The following is a 26,246-nucleotide window of genomic DNA, read 5'->3' as shown; positions in this document are numbered from 1 at the left end:
GGGACGAAGGTGCCAGCCTCATGGGGGTGCGGCTGGAGAAGAACCATCGATCTTATTGGACTTGGGACCCGGGGCGCTGTCGTGCCGGGATACTCAGATTGGTGCGAGTACGCCCGCTTTGGCGGGGCAATGTCGCTGTTGTTTCAGCGCACGGGTGAGGATCGCGGGGGCGGTCCTAGATTGGGGTTAGAAATGAAGGATTTCGTGCAAGAGGGGGCTGCTCGCCCGCCTGGTGTTGCGGTCGGTCGGGCGACATGGTCGCGCTGGCCGTTGGTCGGAAACGGCTATCCTGTGGCATTGGTCAGGGAGGCGCGTTTTGTGTCTGTCGCCAAGTCCGTTGCCAATATGAATGCAGAGCTTTCGGCGCGATCATCTTCGCCGCGCCGGGCGCTCGACAGTCACCTGACCGGACTGCGCGCCGACGTTCAGGCCCAGTCCTCGAAAATGTCTCGTCAGGGTTATGCCGTTTTCGGCAAACGTATGCTCGATATCACGCTGGTTCTGCTCACGCTGCCGATCAGCCTGCCTTTGATCCTGATGGCCGCGCTTGCGCTTTGGCTGGAAGGGGGCAATCCCTTCTACACGCAGGATCGCCTTGGTCAGCGCGGGCGGGTATTCTCGATCCTGAAGCTGCGCACCATGGTGCGCGATGCCGACAAGCTGCTGGAGCGTTATCTCGCCAGCAATCCGGCCATGCGGCGCGAATGGGACGAGACGCAGAAGCTGAAGGCAGATCCGCGCATCACGCCGGTCGGCCGCTTCCTGCGCACCACGTCACTGGATGAGCTGCCACAGCTGTGGAATGTTCTGATCGGTGAGATGAGCCTGGTTGGCCCGCGTCCGATGATGCCGGATCAACTGTCGCTCTACGGCGATGCCACCGCCTATTTCGATCTCAAACCCGGGATTACCGGTCTCTGGCAGGTCTCGGTGCGCAATGAAAGTGGATTTGCCACCCGCGCCCGCGCCGATACCAGCTATCACGGCGACCTGAGCCTGCGCACGGATGTTGATCTTTTGCTGCGGACGGTGGGTGTCGTTCTGCGAGGCACGGGATATTAACCGATCGCATCTAACTGTGATGGGCCGGACTATAGGCGCATCTTGCCTAACGTGGTAGAACTGCGAGGGGGTTTCATGAAAGATGCGATCAACGACGCGGAGGCCCCTGGCACCTGTGGACAGAAACTGGAGTGGGACGACCCCATTGCAATGACGCAACAAGGCTTTAAGAGATTTCGCCGCCGCAAGGGGCGCAACTCCTCGGACCCAGAGCATGACACGGCTCTGACCGGGCAGCCTCAGTCTGCGCCGAACGCGCCACAACAGGGCGGTGAAAGTGCCCGAGAAATGGCGGCTGCCGCGCGCAGCGCGCAGGCCGATGAAGGCAGACGTTTTGCCCGGCGCCCTGAGAGCAGCAGAAACAGGCCGCTCGAAGGGATCTCAGATACGGATCCAAAGCCGCAGCGCCTGCCCGCGACCCTGCCCGAGATGTGGGAGCGTCTCCACCGCGTCCCACTGGACATTCGTGGTCATCAGGTGGCGCGCTCGCCGCTGGTGAATTTCTTTCGCAACTCCCCCACCGCAAACGCCTTTGACCTGCTGCGCACCCGCCTGCTTCACAGTCTGAAGGCACAGGGCTGGAAGCGGGTTGCCATCGCGGCGCCGACAGCCGGGTGCGGGGCCACGTTCTCTGCCGTCAACCTCGCGCTCAGCATGGCGCGGGTTCCGGGGACACGCACGGTGCTGATGGATCTGAATTTTCGCAGGCCCGGTGTCGCCTCAGCGCTGAAACTGCCACCGGCCGGCGATATGCCGGGCTTTCTATCAGGGGAGCTGACGCTGGCAGAGCATCTGATCCGCCCCGCCGCGTCTTTGGCCGTCGGGCTGACCGCAGCCCCGGACCGCAACGCCGCCGAAATCCTGCATGACGGGCGGTGCGCCAGCGTGATCGACGACATGGTGCTAAGCACGGGCGCGGATGTGACATTGTTCGATCTGCCGCCGGTTCTGGAACATGACGATACCGCCGCCTTTCTGCCGCAGGTCGATGGCGTTCTGCTGATTGCCGACGGCACCCGTACCACGGCGGCACATCTCGCGGCCTGTGAAAAACTCTTTGATGGTCAAACCCAGTTGCTGGGCGTCAGCCTGAACCGCGCGCGGGGCGCCGGTTTGCTGCAATTTGGCCAATAGATCCGACCGGGGACCTCGCCGAGGTCCCTGATCCCGCCCCCCGGCGCGCGCGCCGCTTCTGAACCGACGACCAACCGCAACCAACCATCAAACGAGCCGACACATGGGACCGATCCGCACTCTGGATGACATTTTGGATATGCTGCGACGGCGCGCGTCGGTGATCCTTTGGGTTGTCCTGCTGGGTGCCATGGTGTCGCTATGGGTCGCGGCAAAGCAGCAGCATTTCTACGAAAGCTCCGCGGTCCTGCAGATCACCCGGCCGAAGATCGCCGACGAACTTGCCAAATCCACCGTTGACGGATCTTCGGCGCGGCGGCTGCAACTGATCGAGCAGCGTCTGATGGCGCGTGGTTCGGTCCTGGAAATCATCGAGAAATACGGTCTCTACAAGGATCTGCCAGGCCTTGTCCCCTCTGAAAAGGTGGCGCTGCTGCGCGACTCCGTCTCGCTGACCGGGGTTGCTGCCGCGCGGGAGGGGTTTGCCGATGACGGCACGATTTCGGTGCTGACCATCTCGGCGCTGATGCCGACGCCGGAACAGGCGCAGGCCGTTGCCAGTGAATTCGCCACCCGCACGATTGAACTGAGCCAGAGCTCGCGCATCGAACAGGCCCGGGAAACCCTGACCTTTTTTGCCGACAAGGAAGCCGCGCTCATCGGCGAGGTGGCCGAGCTCGAGAATGAGATCACCGCCTATCGCAACGCCAATAACGTTGCACTTCCCGGCGGGATCGAGATGCGCCGCGAGGAGATTTCATCGCTCAATACTGGCTTGCTGGAGATCGAGCGCGAGCAGATCGAGCTGCGCAGACAGGCGGATCAGACCACATCGAACCAGCGTCAGGCCACGGCCCGTCGCATGCTTGAAGTCTTTGAGGAGAAACTGGCCACGCTGGACGCGCAGCGCGAACTGCTGCTGAACCGCAGGTCGACGCTTGAGCGATCGCTGGAAACCACACCGGAGGTGGAGCGCCAGCTTGGCGTCTATGAACGCAGGATGAGCCAGCTGCAAAGCGAGCTGGATGCGATTTCCCAGCGCCGGACCGAGGCGGAAGTGGGCTTTCGCCTGGAGGCCTCGCGCCAGTCGGAGCGCTTGAATATCATCGAATCCGCGCCGCTTCCGGACTATCCGGCAACAGGCGGGCGCAAGAAAAAGGCACTGATGGGCGGTGTTGCCAGTATCGGACTGGCCCTTGGCATCGCCTTCCTGCTTGAGCTGCGGCACCCGGTGCTGCGCAGCGTGGCGCAGATGGAGCGGGAGACCGGCCTGACACCGGTTGTTGCGATCCCCTATCTGGACACGGCACCCCGGCGGCGCGGCTTCCTCGCGCGGCTGCGCAGAGGCTTCAACAGGCGGCGCCCGCCGGGGGCCGAAGCAAGCGGCTGAAAGAGGCGTTCGGTCTTGGTTCTTAGCCAACTGCGGCGATCATCGCCGTCAGCCTGTCCCAGTGCCACCAGATCGCGGACAGGCCAACCATCAGAGCCAGAACCATAAACAGCAGGTCATGCAGCGGATCCCAGACATGGTGTTTGCAGGCCAGCCAGATCATCACCGGATAGGCCATTACCATCGCCAGCCCCAGCGCGGCGATCCCGCCTGTCAGGCCAAACAGCATCACCCCGGCCAGAAACAGCACCGTCTGCGCAATCCCTCGCGCCGCCGTAAAGACAAAGAATGACCGGCTGTCCCCGGCGGCCAACGCGGCCTGATCATAGGTCATGGTGATCACAGCCGGAGCCATGGCAAGCGCGATCAGAACCACCATCGGACCGGCATCGCCATATCGCGCATCATAGAGCAGATCGACAAGCCAGGGGCCAAGCCAGGCCATCGTCAGCAGGATCGACAGGATCATCATGCTCAGCCCGGCGCGCAGCTGGCGCTGTTTGCGCCGGTACTCCGGTGCGGCATGGGCAGGCTTGTCGCGGTAAACCGGGATCATCAGCCGCTGGTTCACCGCATGGCCGAGTGCCATCGGGAAACTCGCCAGGAAAAACCCGATATTGTAGATACCAAGCACGTCCAGCGGGACGAACTTACCTAGAATGGCCCGATCGCCCTGCGAGGTCAGAAACCAGAAGGCGGTCGACAGGAAAATCCATTTGCCGAAATGCAGCAATTCACGCAGCGCCGTCGGCTCCCATCGAAACCGGCTGGGCCGCCCCGGCAGTCCCAGATGCACGCTCAGCAGGAATACGCCTGCCTGCAGGACACTGCCCAGGACCAGGGCCAGAACCGATTGCGTCCACCAGGCCAGCAGAACCATGGCGCCAATGCCAATGGCCTGGCTGATCAGCTCCAGCGCCGTTAGTCGACCGACCAGCAAATGGCGATGGGCCGTCTCCACGCGGATCGGGTCAAATCCGTTGAGCACCAGCGCGATACCGGCAATCGGCAGGTACCACAGCAATTCCGCTGCGCCATAGAATTGCGAAACAGGCCAGGCCAACAGCAGGGTCAACCCCCACAGGACAAAGCCACGCACCACCTGCACGCTCCAGGCCGTGTCGAGGAAATCCGGATCGTCGCCGCGCTTGCTCTGGGCAATGGACGGACCGATCCCCATATCGGAAAACAGCGCCAGCCCGGTGACCACAACGCTGACCAGCGCCATCAGGCCAAAGGCTTCGGGGAACAGCAGCCGCGTCATCACCAGATTCGCCGCCAGCCGCAGCGCCTGACTGCCGCCATAGCCGATCATCAGCCAGGAGGCCGAGCGCAACACGCGGGCGGCGAGGCGTTCTCCTTGGAAAAGCGACAGGACCTGCGGCATCAATATCCTCGAGGTTTTGCGATACACTTGCGATACTGATCCCAAAAGGCGTCAATTCCGCGGCATGATCGCGGCAATGCTGGGCAAGTGTGACAACTGACGATAGCCTGCGACAAGTCTTGCATAAAATGGGCCATCGTCCTCGTGAAAATAGCGTATATTCTCAATACCTATCCGCAGCCGTCGCATAGTTTCATCCGGCGCGAGGTACAGGCGCTGGAGCGCCAGGGTCACGTGATCCATCGGATCGCCATGCGGCGCAGCAGTGCCCCTCTGGTGGATCCCGGCGACCAGGCCGAGCAGGCGCGCACCATCTACGTCCTTGACCGGGGTGCAATCGGTCTGCTCCAGGCGCTGATGCGGTCTGCTCGCAGGACGCCGCGACGTCTGATCGGCGCGCTCCGCATGGCCTGGCGCCTGGGGGCGGCGTCGCAGGCGGGGCGTCTGCGTCATCTGATCTATCTGGCCGAGGCTGCCTACGTCGCCGATTATGCCGCGCAGCAGGAGATCGCCCACCTGCACGCGCATTTCGGCACCAATGCAACCACCGTTGCACTTCTGGCCTCTGAACTGGGCGGGCCGGGCTATAGTTTCACCACCCACGGGCCAGAGGAATTCGACGCGCCGCAACCCTTGTCCCTGGGGGAGAAACTGAACCGCGCCAGATTTGCGGTAGCCATCAGCAGCTTTGGCCGCAGTCAACTGAGCCGATGGGCGGCCTTTGGCGGCTGGGAACGGTTGAAGGTGGTGCATTGCGGGATCGAGCCTGCACGTTTTGCGGATCCCGCGCCTTTGCCGGAAGGCGCATTGCGGATTGCCGCCATCGGTCGCTTTGTGGAGCAGAAAGGCCAGATGATGCTGATCGAGGCCATGGCGCATCTGGTCGCGGATTATCCCGATCTGCATCTTGCGCTGATCGGCGATGGTGAGATGCGCCCCGATCTGGAGGCCGCCATAGCGAAGCACCGGCTTGGCGATCATGTCACGCTGACCGGCTGGCTCTCCGAGGCTGATGTCAGGGCCGAACTGGCCCGCGCGCAGGCGCTGGTGATGCCCTCCTTTGCCGAAGGTCTGCCCATGGTGGTGATGGAGGCCATGGCAGCCGCACGTCCGGTTATTGCCACCTATATCGCGGGCACGCCTGAACTGGTGCTGCCGGGAGAGACCGGCTGGCTGGTGCCTGCGGGTGATCCTGCTGCTCTGGCGCAGGCCATCCGGGATCTGGCAGTGACGCCCCATGCCAAACGGGTTGCCATGGGGCAGGCCGGGCGCGCCCGGGTTCTGGAGCGGCACGACAGCGACACAGAGGCCGCAAAGCTGGCGGCGCATTTCCGATCGGCGATTGCTGGGCAGTCCAGCTAGGCCAGCTCAATGGCCCGCCTAGCGGCCCCGCGTCCAGCGGGTTTCCTGTCGGCCGCGAAACAGCGGCGACTTCACCGCGATGGCAACAGCCGCATAGGACATAAATCCCGCCGGGTCGCGCAGCGCCCGCGCGACAACTGCTGCGGGGCCAGGGCGGGTGACGTCCTCATTGGCCAGCAGTGCGGGGAACCGCGCGGCAATCTCTGCAACCCCGGCATTCTGGCGTCTGCGCACGCGCACCAGATTGCGAAACCCCTCGATCAGCGGCCATTGGTAGCTTGCCTCCAGCCGGAGACGCTCGTGCGGCGCAAAGCTGAGGCGCGCGTAGATGTCGTCGGCGATTATGTCCGGCCAGTCTTCCCAGCGCCCGCGCCCGGCCCGGTTCATCGCAAAGAGGCCAAACCCCGGCACCCCCTGCTGGACAAAGGGCAGTGTTTCCCAGAACCGCCCGTAAAGGCGGCTGATCAGGCTCTTGGCCGGAGCCAGCCGGGGCGACCCGCTGGCATAGCGCGGCGCGGTGCAATCCAGCGCGTGGCATATCTGCGCCATCAGCGGTGGGGCGACACACACATCGGCGTCAAGATACACCAAGATGCCACCGGTGGCCTGCGCTTCTCCCTGTTGAAGAGCCCCGATCTTGCCGCCCTCGCGCCGATCAATCACCCTGCAATCCCACCCGGGCGGCACCGTCACCGCCTGCGCCGCCGCGACCGTGGTGTCAGTGCAACCGTTGGCGATCACCAAGACCTCGGCGGTGGCACCATCCGGCAGCGGATCACTGGCAAACAGCGCCGACAGACACGACCCGATATAGCCCGCCTCATTATGTGCGGGGATCAGCACGCTCAACAGCGGTTTCATTTCGCCGCCTCCACAGCGCGCCAGCGCGGGTTGTCGTCGGTCAGATAGCGCAGGCTGCCCCAGCTGCCCCATTTTCCGGGTGTCGAAACATCCGAATAGGCGGTGAACAGACTTCCGCCCAAGGCGGGCCAGCCCTGCAACAGGCTGCGATACAGGCCGCCCATCTCCTCGGTGTAATTGAAATGGCTGAAAAAACCGGTCAGCATGTCGTCGTCGACCATCGGACCCAAGCCAACCACATGGCTGCCGCCCTCATACATGATCAGGTCGAGTCCGTGGGCCTCTGCAACTTTGGCATGATAGGGCAGAACCCGGCCCAGAAGATCGCTGATCGTGTCGTCTGAACTGCCGGAAACCAGCCCGTCCTGCAATTCTGCCGCTGCCAATGCGCTCGCGGCATCATATTGATGCGCCTCGACAAAATCGGCTGCGGCGGTTCCGCTGAGACCCTTGGCCCTGGCGGCGGCCTCAGCCTGCTCGCGGCTCTGGGCAATCCAGGCGCGCAGAATTGGCGCGCGTTCCGGCAGGCCGAGAACGCCGCCGAAATAGCCGGTCACCGCATAGGCGTCAAAAGCGCGGGCCGGCGGTCGGCGCGTGGCATCTTCGGCAACCCAGAGCGGCGCGGTCAGCACCTGTTCCTCCAGCCCCAGCCACCCGGTCTGGGTAGAGATAACGCGCACCAGCCGGTCATCGGCCGCCGCGCCAAAAACCTCCGTCCAGATCGCGGCAACCTCGGCTGCGCGGCCACCGTAGAATTGCATCCACAGATCCTGGCCACCCCAGCGGGCGCGGGCCTGATCATCAGCCCAGACCGCCTGTTCGAATTGCCAGTTCCAGACCTCGTTGGAATATTCCACATAGGCGGTCAGCGCGGGGTCCAGCTGTTCCCGCACCAGCCGCGCGTAGTTACGGACATAGCTGTCGTCGGCCATATGGGGCAGGGTGAACCAGGGCGCGGTGCCAAGCTGATTGGCCAGCGCCACCAGCACCTCCGCTGGCGCACCTTTGGCCGCCCAGCTGTAGTCCTGCACCCTTGGGCGATCCTCCCAGCCAACCTGCGTGCTGTCGTTGGTGGCCATCCAGTCCATGAATCGCAGCGCTGCAAACCCACGCATCCGCGCCATGAAATCCGGATTGAAGATGGCGCCGGCCTGCCAGTCCGGCAGGTGTTTTTCCATCACCACCGCGATGTTGCGGATGTAGTCACCGGTTCCCTGCCGGTCGCTGCGCTGAATGCGGATTTCGACCGCGCCGGGACCGGGCGTATAGTCAAAGCGGATTTCGGTCTTGCCGTAGCGGATGTTCTTGGCCCGCCCCGTCACCTCGACAATCCCGTCGCCGTCAAACAGCAGGACATAGCGCCCAGAGAGGCTGGCGGCCTCCGCAGGCAAATCGGTGAGGATCAGCGTCCCGACCGAGCCAAGCTTCGGTGGAATTGCGGTCGGCCAGCCATCAGGGTCCAGATATCCCGCTGCTGCAAGATCGGCATAATCCGCGCCCCCCCATTGCCCGGCCAGATGACCAATCCACGGACGGGCAGTTTTGAAATGGTCGAGAAACGGAGCCTGCGGGCTCCAATCGGCAATCGAGGCCAGGTTCATCGCAATCGGCTGAGGCGGCACCTCGGCGCCCTGGGGCAGCCCCTGCGCTGCGGCGATGTCGCGCGGCGCGCTGGTCTGGCTGGCCGGAACCACTCGGTTCAGCGCAGGCAGCATCGGGTCGTCGGGCAGCGGCGGCGGATCGGCAGGCAGGGCTGCCCGCTGTGTTCGGTCCTGAGCGGCATCCCAGGCAATCTCCTGCAGTCGTCGCGCCAGGTCCGGCGCGGGCGCCTCATAGCGACCGCCCCATTTGGAGCGCAGCTGGTGCGGCAGCCCCACCGGAGACTGACCGGTCAGCACCGCGTATTGCAGCGCCGACAGAAAATAAAGCCCAAGATCATTGGGGTGGATATCATCGGCAAAGACATCTTCGATCCGCACAAGGCCCGGCACCGTGCCTGCCTGTATGGCGTCATCCAGTCGCGCCATCGCCTGACCGGCCTTGAGCAGCCTGATCTCTCCGCCGGTCTTTTTGTTGACCGTGTCGACGACCTTTTGCCAGCGCGGCAGATCCGCCGCCAGCCGGTCGCGCCATTGCATTGTCGCCCCCGGATCAAAAGGCACCTCAACCCCGGTTCCGCTGTTCAGGCTGTGCCAAGTTTCCTGCAGATAGACCTCAACCTCAGGGTTGGCGGTGTGGGCAAGGTTGTAGAACTGCGTCAGCGCACCCTCGGTATCGCTCCACTTCAGGTGGTTGGCGAGGGGGATCGCCTCGGTCACGATCAGCGCATCCACGCCTTCGGCCAGACGGGTGCGGGCATTGATCCCCTCGGCCTGATCGGCATGTGTCCAATTGTAGCTGAGCGGCGCGCCGTTGATGATCTGCGCCTCGACCCTGACCTCTTCGGCGATCTGTCCGGCAGTCGCGGCCGGTTGCCGGGCCAGGAGCTGGTCCAGCATCACCGGATTGTCGGGTCCGAACAGGGAATGCCCGACCATGACGACACTGGCCACCAGATCTGCCAGCGTCATGGGGAAACACCGGTGCGGGGGTGGCGCGTGACCACCTGCCAGACGATCTCCTGCACCTGCCGCGCGGCTTTGGCGCTGAAAGCATCCGCAGGCGAGCCATCGGCGCGTTGCAGCTGATGCGGCAGGCCAACCGGGCTTTTGTGATAAAGCACGCTGACATGGGTCAGCGCCACGACATAGGCGCCCAGATCGTTGATGTGGATCGGGTCGAGCGCCCCCTCGGATGTGCGGGCAAAAAGCGCCTCGCGATGAGTCATTCTGTCGATCTGGCCGTCCTCGGCGGCGCGCACGACGGCGGCCATCACCTGTCCTGCGGGGATCAGATAGGCGGGACGTCTCGGATTGCGGCGGCTGTCAGATCCGGCCAGCCCTCCCAGCCAGAGCTGTTCCAGATCACCGTCGACCCGCTTCAGCCAGCCGTCCGGCGTATCCAGCGGGTGCCAGGTCTCATAGAGGTATATCCGCGTCCGATCCGACCCCGCCCGGGCCAGATCAGCCCAGCGGCGAAAGTATCGCGCGCCTTTGAAATAGCGCAGCGCGTCGCGCAGTTCGACCATCTCCGTCAGGATCACGGCGTCATACTCACCGGAGCCAACCGCCTCGCGTGCATCCCGCCAGACCGGAGGGTGATTGACCTGATCGAAATGCAGGATATCCAGATCCGGCTCCCAGTGATCCTGCAACGGGGTGCCCGACCCCAGCTGGCTGTTGTAGCTGTGCCCTTCCGGTGCCAGCTGCCGCACCATATGCGGCATATCGCGACCAACCAGCGAATGGCCAATGTGGAACACCCGCATTGGGCCTGTTGGGGCCTTCAACAAGGGCAGGGCAAAGGGGCTGGCCTGCGCGCGCAGTGGCAGCAGCGACAAGAGGGCGAGAAATCCGCGACGGCCGATCATTGCACCTCTGGCAGCTGCGCGGCGGTTGCGATCAGCCCCTCCCCGATAACAAAACGCCCGTCAATGGCGTCGCCTTTTCGAAACGGCAGCTGATCCGCCGTGAACCGCGCGCAAAACGTCCCGCTGATCTGATCGGTGCCCTGCGCCAAATCCATCTCAAGTTCCATCCCATCAAAGCCAAAGAACCGCTCGCTCAGGCGGTACTGACATTTATAAGCCGCTTCCTTGGCCGAGAATATCACTTTGGCGAGCTGGCCGGAGCTGTTTTGTTGTGCGAGCCAGTCACGCTCGGCGGGGCGGCAGATCTGCGGGATCAGGTCATCCGCCAGCGGCGTGTCCTCCTCCACGTCGACCCCGATCCCGCGCATCTGTTGGGGCAGGGCCATAACGGCGACGGCGGCGCTGTGACAATGGCTGATCGAGCCGACAACCTCAGGCGGCCAGACCGGCGCGCGTTTGGGGCCGACGGGAATCGCGCTTGGTGTCAGGCCCAGCGTTGCCATCGCGCGATGCGCGGCAGCGCGGCCCGCCGCAAATTCGCGCCGCCGCTTCTCGACGGCATTTGGCGACAGGCAGGCGGCCTCCTCAGGGAAGGGCGGAGGCGGATCGTCCTGCGGATCGCAGGTTTCCACCACGACACAGGCGTCAAACAACCGGCGGATCAGCGCCTTGTGCCGGGCGCTGCGTGAGAGCGGATCGGCAAGGCTCATCCGCTGCGGGCCTTGCGGTTGGCCCGCATCGCGCGGCGTTTCGACATCATATCGGATTTTGCCGCCGCATCGACGGCGGGGGCGGCGGTGTCCTCTGCCGCGGCCGCTCCGGTCAGCGTGTCGATATGGCTGGCCAGCCCCGACAGCGTCGGAAACCGGAAGATATCCGTGATCGAGAGCTTCGGCACATCCAGAGCGCCGCGAATGTCGCGGTGGGCCTGCACGGCCAGCAAGGAATGACCGCCGAGGGTGAAGAAATTGTCCTCCGCCCCGATACCGCTGACCCCAAGGATCCCGGCCCAGATATCGGCAATCTTGCTCTGTGCTCCGGCGCTGAGCGGGGTGTCCGAGGTGGAAGCAGTGATCCGCACCGGTTTCGGGTCTGGCAGGGCCTTGCGGTCGATCTTCTTGTTCGGCGTCAGCGGGAAGGCGGCGAGATGTTCGATATGGCTTGGCACCATGACGGCAGCGAGCTGCTGCGCCAGCGCGGCCTTGAGCGCTGCCTGATCCGGCGGCAGCGCGCCGGTGACATAGGCAACCAGCCGGGTGTCTGCCCCGCTGTCGCGCGCCACCACAACCGCGCCGGTTATCCCGTCCATGGCTGCAAGCGCGGCCTCGATCTCGCCCAGCTCGATCCGCTGGCCCCGGATCTTGACCTGATGGTCACTACGGCCGAGGAATTCCAGCTGGCCATCGCCGCGCCAGCGGACCAGATCGCCGGTGCGATAAAGATGGGTCGAGGTCACCCCGGCGCCCGCATCACCAAAGGGATCGGGAATAAACCGTTCCACAGTCAGCTCGGGGCGCTGCCAATACCCGGCGGTGACGCCTGCGCCGCCGATCAGCAGCTCCCCCGGCACTCCGACCGGCTGCGGGGACAGATCCTCCTTGACGACATAAACAGTGGTATTGGCAATCGGCGCCCCGATTTGGGCGGTCCCGGCGGGTACGCCGGATAGGGTCTGCATGGTTGACCAGATCGTCGTCTCCGTCGGTCCGTACATATTGTGGATCTCTGCGCTGGTCGTCCCGCGCAGATCCGCGACAAGATCTCCCGGCAGCGCCTCCCCGCCGATCAGCAGGTGCGACAGCCGCCCCAGCACCGGGCGCGCATCGGCATCCGCGGTGATCATCCGCGCCATCGACGGGGTGCATTGCATATGGGTGACGCCATGGCGCAGGATCTGTGCCGCCAGCGAGACATCCTCCGCCGCCAGTTCCTGCGGGGCATTGGCAAGACGCAGCACCTCCGCAAGGGGTTTCAGCCCCTCCAGCACCACCTCGGGCGCGATGCCGTAGTCGATCAGACAGGCGATTTCATCAACGCCAATCCGCTTCAGCTGTTCGACCCGCTGCATGGCATCGGCAATGGTTCCAAACAGGCCGGAGTCTTCGAAATACCGTTCAAAGGCGAAGTCCAGAATGGCCTCCAGCTCCTCTGTCGAGAGCATCCCGAGATCCATTTCAAACGGGTTTTTCACCCCCTCGGGTTTCTTGAACGCGGGGAAGGCCCAGGCGTATTGCTTGATCAGACCGGCTGCTGCGCGCAGATAATCCTTCATCGGTTCACGGGCCGTGGCGCGGGCTTCCTCGCGGGTATCGGCAAGATAGCTGTGTAGCATCAACGTGACCTTGTGATCGCGCGGATCGTGACCAGCCGCGCGCAGGGCGTCGTGGTATATGGCGATCTTGCCCGCGACTTCGCCGATGCTCTGGCCCAGCAGATGGGTCAGCACATTGGCCCCGATGCTGCCAGCTTCGCGCCAGGTCTCGGGGTTGCCGGCCGTTGTCACCCAGACCGGCAGTTCCTTTGACACCGGGCGCGGCTGGGTCAGCACCGCGTGGTCGCCGCCATCCTTGCGCGGGAAGGCAACCTCCTCGCCGCGCCAGAGCTTGCGCACGGTCTCGATCGCCTCAAACAGCGCAGGTTTGTTGGCGGGGGGGGTGTTTTCGGGGCGCAGGATGAAATCATCCGGCTGCCAGCCCGAGGCAAAGCCAATACCGGCGCGGCCGCCGGTCAGATTGTCGATCACCGACCATTCCTCGGCAATCCGGGCCGGGTGGTGCAGCGGCGCCACGCAGGAGCCCGCGCGCACCCCGATATTCTTCGTCACCGCCGCCACCGCCGCGCCGGTTACCGCCGGGTTCGGATAGGGGCCGCCAAAGGCGTGGAAATGCCGCTCCGGTGTCCAGACCGCGTTGAACCCGTGCTGATCGGCGAATTTCGCGCCCTCCAGCAGCAATTCATATTTGCGCGGACCGGGGCCGTCGTCATTGCCCCAGTAGAACAGGTTGAAGTCCATGCCCCGGTCGCTGGTTGCGATGGGGCCATTGGACAGCTGCAACCGTGCCTCATCACTGGACAGCACCAGCTTGAAGCCGCGCGACAGGGTCCAGAACAGCTCAAGCACGGAGATATCAAACGACAGGCTGGTCACTGCCAGCCAGCAATCGCCCGGCTGATGCGGAACCCGCTGGTCCATCGCGGCAAAGAAATTTGCCACATTGCCATGGCGCACCATCACCCCCTTTGGGGTGCCGGTAGAGCCGGAGGTATAGATCAGATAAGCCAGATCCTGCGGTCCCGGCTGGGTGGTCGGCCCACCGCTGCCTGCGGGTGTCTCCGGCAGATCATCCAGACAGAGAACATCGGCAGATGCGGTGCCGGGCAGCTGGTCGCGCAGACGGCTGTCGGTCAGGATCACACTGGCCGCGCTGTCGGTGATGAAATGCGCGATCCGATCCGCCGGATAGGCCGGATCAAGCGGCACATAGGCCCCGCCCGCGGCCATGGTCGCCAGCGCCGCGATGACCAGCGCAGGGCTCCGCCCCAGATAGATGCCGACATGGCTGCCCGGCGCAACACCCCGGTGGCGCAGCAGCGCCGCCAGTTGTTCGACCTCCTCAGATAGCTCCGCGTAGGTCAGGCTTTGATTTTCGTAGACCAGCGCTGTGGCCTCCGGGGTCCGCGCCACCTGGGCTGCAAATTCTGCCGGGATGGTGGTGTTCTGCGTCCCGGTCAGAGCGGTTTCATTCCAGGCCACCAGCATCTGTTGCCGTTCGGTCTCTGGCAGCACGGGCAGATCGGCAAAAGTCCCCTCGGCCGCTGCGTCGCGCGCTGCGACCAGCATGTTGATCCGAGCGATCAGCAGGTCGACGGCCTGCGCATCAAGGCGTGTGCTATCGACCTCCAGAGTCAGCCTGCCATCCGTCAGGCAAAGCGTCGCCGCACATCCCGCAATGGGCCGGTCGCTCCCCAGATTGCAGCCGATGTCGGGGCAAAGGCCGCTGCCTGCGGTCTGCCGCAGCTCTGGCGCGCGGGCGATCAGATCGGATGCGAATCCGCCGCTGTTGCGGATGCTGCCGAGATCCTCGCGTAGGCGGGTTTGCAGGTCTGCCAGGTGGCTGTCGCGGCTGGATTGCACCGGCACCCAGTCACAGATCATCCCTGTGACCGCCGCCTGTTGCAGCGCATCATTGCTAAGCGCGATCCCCGCAGCCTCGGACCCTGAACTGCACAGCGCCAGGGCAAGCGCCGTGGTCACCGCATCGGCCTCCGTCATGGCATGGCCGTCGGGCAGGTTCAGCGCGTGGCTGGTGATATCGGCACCGGCATCGCCCGCGGGTCTGGCAAGCGGCAGATCCGTGGCAGGCAGTGCGGCGAGGGCCGCGCGCCATCTGGCTTCGCTTGCCTGTGTTGCGGCCAGCCGCCCTGTCAGATCGCGGCGCGTCTCCGCATCCAGCTGCCGCAGCACATCCCCGGTTTTGACATTGGTGCCGGCGCGGATCAGGCGACCATCGCTATGGTGCAACCCCAGCAGCCGCAGCGCGCCGTCGCCGCAGGCCAGCGTGACGCTGGTGTCGTCGACGGCTAACACGGTGCCCGGTGCCGCCGATCCCGGCACCACCTCGGCAGAGCCGATCAGCACCACCGGCGCGCTGTCCTCCGTGCCCAGATGTAGCTTGGCCGCGCAGAGCGGGTTCCAATAGCCGTTGAAATCAAGCGCGCGGATCAGCCGGTGCACATCAGCCGCGGGCTGCGACAGGTCCAGCAGGGCGCCGGCTTCGGGCCGATCAGCGCGGGTATAGAGCTTGCGGGTGCTGAAATCCTGCGCCTGCCGCGCCAGCGTGTCGGTTTCCAGCTGGCTCAGCGCATCGCCGAAGCTGTCCATCGCCGCGGCGTAGCATTTGGCGTTGAGACTATAGGCCGTCTCATCCCCGGCAATCTCAAACAGGCGCTGGGCGAGGATGTCGCCCTCATCCACACCGCCCTCGATCATATGCCAGGTGATACCGTATTCCGTCGCCCCTTCGATCAAGGCCCAGTTCGGCGTATTGAGACCGGCATAGCGCGGCAACGGTCCATCATGGAAATTGACGCCGCCCTTGGTCGCGCGGGTCAGCACGCTGTCGGGGATGATTTCGAGATTGGCAATCGACAGCAGCCAGTCCACCGATCCGCCAAAGTCGCGCGCATCCTCCAGCACGCTCAGCCCCTTGTCAGCGGCCCACTGGCGGATTTCGGCGTCTTTGGTCACCACGGCGGCGATGCTGTGGCCACGGGCCATCAGGGTGTCGGCACAGGCGACAAGCAGCGATTCATTGCCAAGCACGATACAGGAGAATGGGGTCATTTCTGCTCCTCCGGTTGAGACGGGGTCTGGCGCGTTTCCATAGGCTGGGTTTGGCGGCGGCGAAAGATCGCGCGGATGTGATGCACAATCAGGTCCCGCAGAAAATAGGGCGGATCCGAGGCGGGTTTGTCCGACACCAGCCGCCGCAGCCCATAGAGCAGGCTGCCCGTGATCAGCGCCAATGTGGCTCCGACCGTATAGGCGCGCCCATGGGTGCTGAGAAAGTAGTGCAGCCTGCTGTCGAACCAGTATTGCGGTGTGCGCTGCCAATCCTTCATCCCGGTTGAGGCGGATCCCACATGGGCCACCTCGCTTTCCGGCAGATAATGCGTGCTCCATCCGGCGCGGGCGGCACGGTGGCACAATTCGGTTTCCTCGAAATAGAGAAAGAAGGTCTCGTCAAAACCTCCAACCGCCTCGATCACCTCGCGTCGGATCATCAGGCTGGCACCAGCGGTCCAATCCAGCTGAGTTGGCTCGGTCGGGATCTCCATGGGCACCACGGCATCTTTCAGCAGGCGGGTCACGATGCCAGTCCGCACCGAGGATTCGAATTCCCCCGCAATGGTCGGGAACCGGAAGGCGGTGCAATGGGGCGCCCCATCGGTGCCCCGCACATAAGAGCCGACCAGCCCGGCGGTTGGTGTGGCCTGCAAGAAATCCCGCAATGCGCGGATCGCTCCCGGCTGCACAAAGGCATCCGAGTTCAGCAGATAATAAAACTCAGGCGCGCTGCCATCGGCGAGGCCGAGGCGAAAGCCGATGTTCATGCCCGCCCCAAACCCGCCGTTGCGGTCGCTGGCGATCAGGCGCAGGCGGCCGCTGTCCAGCCAGCCACGCTCCTGCACCGCCGTCAGCAATTTGTCATAGGACCCATCGCCAGAGCCGTTGTCTATGATCACCACCTCACCTTGCAGCGCGTTCATCTGCTCCAGCGCGGCGGCGGCACAGTCCAGCGTCATTTCGGGCGTCTTGTAGTTCAGGATGATGGTCAGAATACGCGCCTGTTCGGCCCCGGCTGCCGGGCGCGCGCAGGTCTCCGTCTGCTGTGGGGCGGGGCTGTCGGTCATGGTCATTCTGCCGCCTTTGGCGCGCTTTGGCGCAGCGCGGCGGCGTCGGCTGCATCAAGCCGCGCCTTGACCTCGCCTGCCAGCACGCTGACGTTGGGCACCAGCACCATGCTGTCGTGATCACCCGGCACCTCGACGACCTCGATCGCTGGCGCCCAGCGGGTCCAGTCGTTGTCGTCGTAGACATATTCGCGCTCCCGGCTGACCCAGTTCCCTGCCGAGACCTGCCAATGGCGATCAAGCGGCGGGCGGAACAATGTGAGAGGTCCGCTCCACGGGCGCAGCTCATAGGCGGGCAAGGCGGCGCGGAAGGCCAGTTCGACCTTGCGGTTGTTGAACACGGGTGCGCTGCTGTCTTCGCTGGCGGCATACCGGCGTTTTTCGATCTCCCAGGCGATGCGATTGCCGATCCATTCGCCCAGATACCCGATGCCCTTGCGGCGCAGCTCGGCCCATTTGATCAGCGCCTTGTCGCGGCGGTTCAACTCAGGTCGCATCGGCAACGGTGTGTCCAGCAGGATCAGCGCGGCGGTGTCTTCGCCGCTGGCGCGCAATTGCTGGGCCATTTCATAGGCGGTCAGCCCGCCGCCGGAAAACCCGCCCAATAGATAAGGCCCCTCCGGCTGGATGCTGCGGATTTCGGCGAGATAGTCGCGGGCTGCCGCATCAAGCCGGTCATGCGGGGCGTCGTCGCCGATCAGGCCACGGGCCTGCAGCCCGTAGACCGGGCGGTCCTTGCCAACCATCAGCGCCAGATGGCGCAGGTTCAGAACGTTGCCGAACATGCCGGCCACCAGAAAGAAAGGCCGTCGCCCGGTGCCATCGCCGGGGTGGAGCTGCACCAGATGGGTATATGTCGGCGTCTCGGCCTGGGGCGTTCCTGTGTGGTCGGCAGAGGTTTCGGTGGTGAGGCCGCCGCCGGTGCGGGCGATCACCAGTTCGGAGAGCCTCGCGACGGAGGGGGCCTCAAACAGGGTGGAAATCGCCAGATCGACTCCAAAGCTGCGCTTGATCTGTGCAAAGAGCCGGACCGCGACAAGGGAATGGCCGCCAAGGTCGAAGAAGCTGTCGTCGACCCCAACCTTCGCCACCCCAAGCAGCCGGGCAAACTGCGCCGCGATCTCCTCCTCAACCGCGTTGCGCGGGGCGAGGTAGTCGGTGTCGAGCTGTGGCCGTTCGAAGCTCTGGCTGTCCTCGCGCGCCTGCTGCGGAGGCTGATCGGCCTGTGCCATCAGATCCGGCAGCGCGAGGGAGGATACCACCACCTGCGACAGGCCAGTCGCCAGCGCCCGGCGCAGCGCGTCCGGGCCTTCTTCGGCGCGGATGCCCTGGCTGATATTGCGATGCAGTCGGCGTTCCTCGGGCGACAGCGGCTGTGCGCCCGGCGATGCGGCCAGCCCCAGATCCGCGCCGCTGGCGTCTGCTCCCTCTGCCGGGGCCAGTTTGGTTGCACCGGGCAGCTGCTGCATCTGAAAGCCCCGGACCTCAACCAGCACGGTGCCATCTTCGGTGGTCAGGGTGATGTCGAACCGGGCACTGGTCGCATCGCTGTCCATCAGCCGCATATGGCTGAGCACGTCGCAGGGCAGCGGAGCAAAGACCTCGATACCGTCATAGGACACCGGCACCCAGAGCGCGGCACCGCGATAGGCGGGAATCAGGTCAATCGCCCATCCGGTGGCAAGATCCATCAGGCCGGGTGGCAGCAGCGTGCCGTCCTTGGCGGCGATGGCCGGCAGTTGCAGCCGGGCAATGCCTTCGCCCGTCGCCTGTCGCATCTGTTGCAGGACATGCCAGCGCGGGCCGAACTTCAGATGCGCCTCCTGTGGTGTCCGTAGCCGTTCGCGCTTGGTACAGGGTGACGTTTCGATGGCCACCGGTAGCAGATCGGGCAGGGGGTGCCGACCGGGCTGCCGCGCCGCGATATCCGTCTCCAGCAGCGCCTGAACATGCAGGGCATAGCCCTCCGCCGTGCGGCTGTAGACGGCAAACTCATAACCGCGCTCGACCGGCAGCAGCCGCACGACCATATCGCAGGCGGCTGTCTCCGAGACCACGAGCGGGCGCAGGAAATAGAGATCACGCAGGGCAAAAGGCGCCTCATGCCCCAGTTCGGCAAGTGCCTCGGCGGCATATTCGATATAGCCGGTGCCGGGGATCAATGCAGTGCCATACTTGGTGCGGTGTTCATCAAGGATCCACTGGTCGCTGCTCAGCCGACGATGAAACAGCACCCCGCCATCCGGGGCAAACTGGCGGCTGTCAAACAACGGCTGATCACAGGGGATCGGATCATCACCGGCCTCCTGCTGGCGGGCGCCAATGGCATCTGCCGCCATGCCGACATCTGCCCAGACCCCCCAATCGACGGCAACGACGCGGGTTGTGTTGCCCGCAGCCCCGGCAGCGCTGCGGTGCTTGGCAAAGGCGTTGAGATATTCATTCGCGGCGACGTAATCGACCTGGCCGATCGGGCGCGTCACCGTCGAGGAGGAGGAGAACAGTACCATCAGCTCCAGCGTGTCGGTGCCGAAAATGGCGTCCAGTACCCGCAACCCGCTGACTTTCGGGGCGAGCACCTGGGAAATGTCGTCCTCGGTCTTGGCCAGAACCGGCGCGTCATTTATCTGGCCTGCGCCATGGATGACACCGGTGATGGGGCCAAAGGCGGTCTCGGCCTTGGCGACGGCTGCGCGCATCTGTTCGCTGTTGCAGACATCGGCTGCCAGCGGCAAGACCCGGCCCCTGCCAATGGCGTCCAATGCCATCACGGCGCGGATGCGCTGGGCGGTTGTATTGGCCGGGCTGTGGCGGTTCAGATAGCTGTCCCACTGGTCACGCGGGGGCAGGCCACCGCGCGAGATCAGCACCACATTGGCGCCATAGCTCTGCATCAGATCCGCGGCGATGGTGCGTCCGATGCCGCCGTAGCCGCCGGTGATCAGATAGGTGCCACCCTCGCGGAAGCCGGGGAGTGACGATGTGATCTGCTCCTCTTCCGACAGCTCCACAGGGCGCCACCGAAGGGTGTAGCGCTTGTCACCACGCCAGAGTGCGGTGTCATTTGCAGGCTCCGCCAGCAACTCCTCCAGCAGGCGATCCGCAATCGACGCGGGCTGGTCCTCCGCCAGCCAGCGCCGCAGCCCACCGGGGCGGCGCGGCAGTTCGATATCGACCGTGGCGCAGGTGAGGCCGGGAATTTCGCGCGGCAGCACACCGGCAGGGCCGGCGATCATCGCCTTTTCGGGGTAGGGCAGCGGCTCGTCGCGCAGCTGGGCCGCGCCAGTTGTGAACACTGTCATATGCAGTGGCTGCGGTAGGTCGATCTGGGCCAGAGCCTGCCCCAGCGCGGTCAGCGCATAAAATCCCATCTCCAGATTGCGATCAAAGAAGGAGGCGCCGGGCCGGAAGGTCTCGCCCTCGGTTACCAGCCAGAAATGACCGATACGGCTGGGCAGAAGATCGGCCAGCGCCAGATCGGCAAGCAGCGCATCGTAGCCCGCGCGCCCCTGTTCGGGCGCCAGCATATAGCGGGTCTCGCTCAGTTGCGCATAGGTGTCGCCGGGGCGCACCCGCACCACCCGGTGGCCTGCCTGATCCAGCCTTGCGGCCAGTTCGGAGCAGAGCCCGGCGTCGTCTTCAAACAGCAGCCAGGTTTCGGGCTGCTGATCCAGCTCGCCGGTGACGTCCAGATCGCAGCTTGCCAATGCGGGCCGCCAGCTGGGGCGCGATCCCCAGTGCGACAGCTGGTCGTGGCGGGCCGGGGTGATGATGGCAGCCTCGGCGCGGGCCGGGGCCGCGGGCTCGATGAAATAGCGGCTGCGCTGAAACGCATAGGTTGGCAGCGGCAGGCGCTGACGCCGTGCATCGCCCCAGATCTGATCCCAATCGGCGTCCAGCCCGCAGGCCCAGAGCCGTCCGATCACCCCAAAGAAATAGGCATCATCCGCCATCATCTGCTCGGGATGGCGCAATGAGCTGAGCACCTGACCGGGTTTGATCTTCGGCGCCATCTGCGCCAGCGAGGACAGTGCCTTACCGGGGCCGACCTCCAGATAGATGCGGTTCGGCACGTCAGCCAGCGTATCAAGACAGGCGGCGAACATGACCGTATTGCGCAGCTGGGCAACCCAGTATTCGGGATCGGTGGCCTCGGCGTCGGTCAGGATCTGGCCGCTGCGGTTCGACAGGATCGGGCGTCCTGGTGCTGTCAGGGTCAACCCGCGCAGGAACTGGCGGTATTCATCCAGAATGCCCTCCAGTATTCGGCTATGGGCAGCAATATCAATCTGGATCCGCTGGTGATCCACCTCATCGGCGGTGAGCTGAGCCGCAAGCGCATCCAGCGCCTCCTGCGGGCCGGACACGGCAGTGAGGCGTGGGGCATTGACGCTGGCGATGTCCAGATCCGGCGAAAGCCGGGCCTCAACCTCATCCAGTGGAAGGGAAATCGACAGCATCCCGCCGGCAGGCACCTTGTCGAACAGCCGTCCGCGCAGCAGCACCAGATCGATGCAATCCTCAAACGACAGCACACCGGCCAGACAGGCGGCGGTGTTTTCACCCATCGAATGTCCCACCAGCGCGGCAGGGCGGATGCCCCAGCTGATCCAGAGCTGCGCCAGCGCAAATTCCACGATCATGATCAGCGGCAATTGCACCGACGGCTGTTGCAGCCGGGCATTGGCGGCGTCTTCTTCCCCCGGTTCCGGCAGCCACAGCGCGCGGATGTCATAGTCCAGCTGCGCCTGAAGGTGGTCGAGGCCCCGGTCCATCCAATCGGCAAAGACAGGCTCGGTTTCGTAGAGATCCCGCGCCATACCGGCATATTGCGCGCCGCCGCCAGGGAACATGAAAACCACCTCCGGCGGACGGTCGGCGCTGTCGTGGTCAAACACGCGTCTGGGGTCGCCCGCCTCAAGCAGCGCGGCGGCCTCCTCGGCGGTTTCGGCCACCAGGGTGCGACGCTTGGCAAAGCTGCGGCGGCCCTCCTTCAGCGTATAGGCCACATCGGCCAGAGGCAGATCCGGGTTGGCGCGCAGATGCGCGGCCAGGGCACTGGCATTGGCATTCAGCGCGGCCTTCGAATGGCCCGAGAGGCAGAGCACCTGAAACGGAAAATCGCTGTCCTGCGGTGCGGGGCGGGGTGCGGCCTGTTCCAGCACGACATGGGCATTGGTGCCGCCCACCCCGAGGGCGTTGACCGCAGCGCGGCGCGGTCCCTTGGCCGAGGTCCAGTCTCGCAACCGGTCATTGACCACAAAAGGCGCGGTTTCAAAATCAATCGCCGGATTGGGTGCCTCATAGCCGAGGCTGGGCGGGATCTGACCATGATGCAGCGACAAGGCGGTCTTGATCAGCCCGGCGACGCCGGCGGCGGTATCCAGATGGCCGATATTGGTCTTGACCGATCCGATACGGCAGTAACCCACGGCGGCGGTGGTTTCGCGGTAGGCTTCGGTCAGCGCGGTGACCTCGATCGGGTCACCAAGATAGGTGCCAGTGCCGTGGCATTCGACATAGTCGATGGTGTCCGGCGGGGTCTTGGCGGCGCGCAGCGCTTGTCGTACGGCGCTGGCTTGCCCCTCGACCGAGGGGGCCAGATAGCCGGCCTTGTCGGCGCCATCATTGTTGATCGCAGAGCCTTTGATCACCGCCCAGATATGATCGCCATCCGCCAGCGCATCTTCCAGCCTGCGCAGGGCAACCGCCCCGGCACCGGAGCCAAAGACCGTGCCCTGTGCGCGGTGGTCAAAGGCGTGGCAGTGGCCGTCGGGTGACAGGATCTCGTTTTCCTTGAACAGGTAGCCGCGGCCCTGTGGCAGTTCGATGGTGACGCCGCCGGCAAGAGCCATGTCGCAGTCGCCCTCGCGCAGGGCCTTGCTGGCATAATGCACCGCCACCAGCGAGGTGGAGCAGGCCGTCTGAATGTTGACCGATGGTCCCTTCAGATCAAAGACATGGCTGACGCGGGTCGACAGGAAATCCTTGTCGTTGCCGGTATGGCGCAGCAGGAACATGCCCACGTCATCCACCAGCGGTTTATTGGAGCAGATGTTGAAGTAGAAATAGCTGCCCATGCCGCAGCCCGCATAAACCCCGATGGGGCCGTTCAGGCTTTCGGGCGGGTGACCTGCATCCTCCATCGCGCCCCAGGCGACTTCGAGGAATTTGCGGTGCTGAGGGTCGAGAATGGCCGCCTCTTTTGGGCTGAAGCCAAAGAACTCGGCGTCAAATTCGGCGTAGCCGTCCAGCGCAGCGGTAGCGGCGACGTAATTGGGGTCGGACAGCGTCTCGGGGTCTTCGCCTGCGGCCAGCAGATCCTGTTCGCTGACGGGTTTGATCGATTCCACACCGTCACGCAGGTTTTGCCAGAACGCTTGCGGCGACTGCGCTCCCGGCACGCGGAGTGACATGCCGACAATGGCGATATCGCCACTGTAGCGTGACGCGTCAAACGGAGTGCGATCTGTGGTTTTCGCGGATGTTTTCAATTGCCCCAATCGTCCTCAACCCATGTGTCCGAAACAAGAGCCTTGCCCGGACGTAACCCTAACCAATCAACAACACTGACCCTGCGAGCGCAAAGGTCTTGCAACAGTGGCACGAATTGGTCCCCAATCTGTGAACAGGGCGTGCGCCCGCTGGCCCCCAAGCCGACGGATTACCCTGTGCGCAGTGTGAACCCTGCAAAAGATATACGGTATCGATAGGGACAGATTGTGTCCAATTCGGCCTGAATTGCGAAGAGAATGCGGCATCACAGCACACTGCGCCGTGCCTTGGCCAGCGGCGCGGTGGCGAGTGCCTGATGGCCGTCGAACAGCTGCCGCTTTGGCGTGAACAGGCCGGGGTATAGCAGGCGCTCAGCATAGCCAAGCACCGACCCGGCACAGAGCCATGTCACCGGGGTCAGCGTCGCGTTCAGCAGCATATCGACCAGCGTCGCCGCCAGCATCAGCGCCAGAGGCGCGGCAAAGGGCGACAGCGTTGCAGCCGCATGGCGGCGCATCTGTTGCCACAGCAGCACCAAGGGCCCGGCCAGAAGGCCCATCTCGGCGATATAGCCAACCCAGCCAAAGGTGCCAAAGACAAGGATCCAGCGACCGTCCGGGATCGATTCGATCTCTCCGCTTTCGAGGTTGCGTACCAGATTACGCCCCCAGCCGCCCCAGCCGAACCAGGGTTTGTCGGCGGCGCGATCCAGCATCAGCGCCTCATTGGTGAACCGAAAGCCCAGCGATTGCGCCCGTTCGGGACTGAAGGCCTGGGCCTGCGCAAGGATGGCATCCACGGGCACCAGCCCGAGGTTGCGCAGCATCGGATAGACAATCGCCACCACCCCCAATGCCAGCGCCAGCCGCATCTGCATCCGGTAGGAAGCCATCGCCACAAAGGGTGTGAAGATCAGGCCATAGACCAGCGAGGCGATGCTCTTGCACAGGATCAGCACCGCAAAAAGGTAAATCGCCGCCATGGTGTAGCGTCGCTTGTCCGGGCCTTCGGCACTGCGGGCCAGCGATGTTGCGGCCAGCACTGACATCAGCACGAACAGCGCCAGCCACAGACTATGGGGCAGGAATACAATCGGTCGGAACCCGCCCTGACGCATGGTCTGGCTGAAATCATGCTGAAAGAATCCATAAACCCAGGTGTTGATCTGCGGGCTGAACCGGACTTCGAACAGCGAGGGTATCGAATAGATCAGCCCGGCCACCATCAGCACCATCACCAGCTGCCGCTGCTGGTCGGGATGTGAGAGGTAGCGGCGCGCCAGAAAGAATGGCAGCAAGACGATCAACTGGTTGATCATCACCGATCCGAGGTCGCGCCAGCGCAGCCCCGGCAGGGCATAGGTCGGAAAGACGATGGGTTCGGCGTTTTCAAGAACGCGGAACACGATCGGGTCACCATTGGTCAGGACGGTTGCAATGACCGAACCGAGGAAGAGAGCCACAAGCGCCCGCATCAGCGGATGGCGGGGCCAGATCTCCACCCGCTTACGCAGGATATAGACACAGATCACAAAAGCGACGACGGCCGGAATGGAATCCTTGTCCATATCCGGGACCAATGGCAGGTCGAACACCGCAAGCGGTGGCAGGAACAGATAGCCGCCGATGACGCACCAAAGAATAGCCTGCTGCAACGGCAGACGCCGAAACAGTTTGTATGCGATCACCGGCCAGGCGATCAGCATAAGATAGGCCAAAGCATTTGGCATCGCGTGCGGCCCTGCGCTCCTGTATTTGCCCCCGTGACCATAAGTTTAGCCCCAGATGTCTGCGCTGTCGCCCGCATTCGTATTCTGAGGTAAACTCTTGAAACAGATGCAAGGCCATGTGATCGAAGAGGGGCGTCGTTTTTGGCGCATGAGGGGGGATGCGGGTGTATTTTGATATTCGGGACACACGGATTGATGTGAATATTGCCGATCCGGCGCGGCTGGAACAGGCGGTGATGGGGCATTTCCAGACCCGTCGTGGCTTTGCGCTGGCGACGGTGAATTTGGATCACCTGGTGAAAATGCACAGCTCGCCTGCCTTTCTGAAAGCCTATGCCGCACAGGATTTCGTGGTGGCTGATGGGCGGCCCATTGTCTGGCTGTCACGGCTGGCACAACGACCGGTGGCGCTGATGCCGGGCTCTGACATGGTGCTGCCGCTTTGTCGTTGGGCCGCGCGCGCCGGGGTGCCTGTTGCCCTTGTGGGCAGCACCGAAGCCGCGCTTCAGGATGCCTCCGCGGCATTGAAAGCTGAGGTGCCGGGGCTTGAAGTCGCCTGGTGCCACGCGCCGCCGACGGGCTTTGACCCCGGCAGCGAGGCTGCGGAGCAGATCCTGCGCGAGCTTGCGCGCAAGCAGATTGGCCTGTGTTTTCTGGCGCTTGGCGCCCCCAAACAGGAGATCATGGCCGCCCGTGGTCGCGCTCTTGCGCCCGAGGTCGGCTTTGCCTCAGTTGGCGCGGGGCTTGATTTTCTGGGCGGCCATCAGAAAAGAGCGCCCGCCTGGGTGCGCCGATTGGCCCTGGAATGGCTGTGGCGGGCGCTGAGCAGCCCGCGCCGCCTGGGTCCGCGCTATCTGCGCTGTCTGGCAATCCTGCCGGGTCAGCTGCTTCACGCGCTCAGGTTACGCCACCCCTGACGGAAACTGGCCTGACCGGATCTGGC

General features: G+C 64.2%; 14 protein-coding genes. 5 read left to right on the top strand and 9 right to left on the bottom strand.

Annotated features, from left to right (window positions below; all coding sequences use genetic code 11):
- Window positions 1–318: 318 nt before the first annotated feature.
- The 3 genes from VWY60_RS12655 to VWY60_RS12645 all read left to right on the top strand — a co-directional run bounded on the left by VWY60_RS12655 (window position 319) and on the right by VWY60_RS12645 (window position 3,586).
- Window positions 319–1,062, top strand: a complete 744-nt coding sequence (locus VWY60_RS12655; RefSeq protein WP_416540641.1) for a sugar transferase — start codon at window positions 319–321, stop codon at window positions 1,060–1,062.
- Window positions 1,063–1,137: 75 nt separating this feature from the next.
- The gene (locus VWY60_RS12650) at window positions 1,138–2,196 is read left to right on the top strand and encodes a CpsD/CapB family tyrosine-protein kinase (RefSeq protein ID WP_416537279.1); all 1,059 of its coding nucleotides are present in this window, start codon (window positions 1,138–1,140) and stop codon (window positions 2,194–2,196) included.
- Window positions 2,197–2,299: 103 nt separating this feature from the next.
- On the top strand, window positions 2,300–3,586 hold the full coding sequence (locus tag VWY60_RS12645; protein WP_416540640.1) for a GumC family protein: 1,287 nt from the start codon (window positions 2,300–2,302) through the stop codon (window positions 3,584–3,586).
- A 22-nt stretch (window positions 3,587–3,608) separates the two neighbouring features.
- On the opposite strand, the gene VWY60_RS12640 is transcribed toward VWY60_RS12645, so the two are convergent.
- Window positions 3,609–4,973 (bottom strand): oligosaccharide flippase family protein, encoded by a 1,365-nt coding sequence (locus tag VWY60_RS12640; protein ID WP_416540639.1) that lies wholly within the window; start codon window positions 4,971–4,973, stop codon window positions 3,609–3,611.
- 144 nt (window positions 4,974–5,117) lie between these two features.
- Between VWY60_RS12640 and VWY60_RS12635 the strand changes: the two genes are divergently transcribed.
- On the top strand, window positions 5,118–6,335 hold the full coding sequence (locus VWY60_RS12635) for a glycosyltransferase (RefSeq protein ID WP_416540638.1): 1,218 nt from the start codon (window positions 5,118–5,120) through the stop codon (window positions 6,333–6,335).
- Between the two features lie 18 nt (window positions 6,336–6,353).
- On the opposite strand, the gene VWY60_RS12630 is transcribed toward VWY60_RS12635, so the two are convergent.
- The 8 genes from VWY60_RS12630 to VWY60_RS12595 form a co-directional block, all read right to left on the bottom strand.
- Window positions 6,354–7,196 carry a glycosyltransferase gene (locus VWY60_RS12630; protein WP_416540637.1) on the bottom strand — a complete coding sequence of 281 codons (843 nt, stop codon included), beginning with the start codon at window positions 7,194–7,196 and terminating at the stop codon, window positions 6,354–6,356.
- Window positions 7,193–9,766: a hypothetical protein gene (locus VWY60_RS12625; RefSeq protein ID WP_416540636.1), complete on the bottom strand. Its 2,574-nt coding sequence runs from the start codon at window positions 9,764–9,766 to the stop codon at window positions 7,193–7,195. The genes VWY60_RS12630 and VWY60_RS12625 overlap by 4 nt, the downstream gene beginning before the upstream one ends.
- On the bottom strand, window positions 9,763–10,665 hold the full coding sequence (locus tag VWY60_RS12620; protein WP_416540635.1) for a hypothetical protein: 903 nt from the start codon (window positions 10,663–10,665) through the stop codon (window positions 9,763–9,765). Before VWY60_RS12620 ends, VWY60_RS12625 begins: the two co-directional genes overlap by 4 nt.
- Window positions 10,662–11,375, bottom strand: coding sequence for a 4'-phosphopantetheinyl transferase family protein (locus VWY60_RS12615; protein WP_416540634.1), 714 nt, complete (start codon window positions 11,373–11,375; stop codon window positions 10,662–10,664). Before VWY60_RS12615 ends, VWY60_RS12620 begins: the two co-directional genes overlap by 4 nt.
- Window positions 11,372–16,009, bottom strand: a complete 4,638-nt coding sequence (locus VWY60_RS12610) for a MupA/Atu3671 family FMN-dependent luciferase-like monooxygenase (RefSeq protein ID WP_416540633.1) — start codon at window positions 16,007–16,009, stop codon at window positions 11,372–11,374. The genes VWY60_RS12615 and VWY60_RS12610 overlap by 4 nt, the downstream gene beginning before the upstream one ends.
- Window positions 16,006–17,079, bottom strand: a complete 1,074-nt coding sequence (locus VWY60_RS12605) for a glycosyltransferase family 2 protein (RefSeq protein ID WP_416540805.1) — start codon at window positions 17,077–17,079, stop codon at window positions 16,006–16,008. Before VWY60_RS12605 ends, VWY60_RS12610 begins: the two co-directional genes overlap by 4 nt.
- A gap of 2 nt (window positions 17,080–17,081) precedes the next feature.
- Window positions 17,082–23,573: a type I polyketide synthase gene (locus VWY60_RS12600; protein WP_416540632.1), complete on the bottom strand. Its 6,492-nt coding sequence runs from the start codon at window positions 23,571–23,573 to the stop codon at window positions 17,082–17,084.
- 266 nt (window positions 23,574–23,839) lie between these two features.
- Complete coding sequence (locus tag VWY60_RS12595; protein WP_416540631.1) at window positions 23,840–25,303, bottom strand: hypothetical protein; 1,464 nt, start codon at window positions 25,301–25,303, stop codon at window positions 23,840–23,842.
- Between the two features lie 164 nt (window positions 25,304–25,467).
- On the opposite strand from VWY60_RS12595, the gene VWY60_RS12590 reads away from it, so the two are divergent.
- On the top strand, window positions 25,468–26,220 hold the full coding sequence (locus VWY60_RS12590; protein WP_416540630.1) for a WecB/TagA/CpsF family glycosyltransferase: 753 nt from the start codon (window positions 25,468–25,470) through the stop codon (window positions 26,218–26,220).
- Window positions 26,221–26,246 lie beyond the last annotated feature (26 nt).

The sequence above is a fragment of the Phaeobacter sp. JH20_26 genome (assembly GCF_048056275.1).
Classification (GTDB): Bacteria; Pseudomonadota; Alphaproteobacteria; order Rhodobacterales; family Rhodobacteraceae; genus Phaeobacter; species Phaeobacter bryozoorum.
This window is presented reverse-complemented; position numbering and strand designations above follow the sequence as displayed.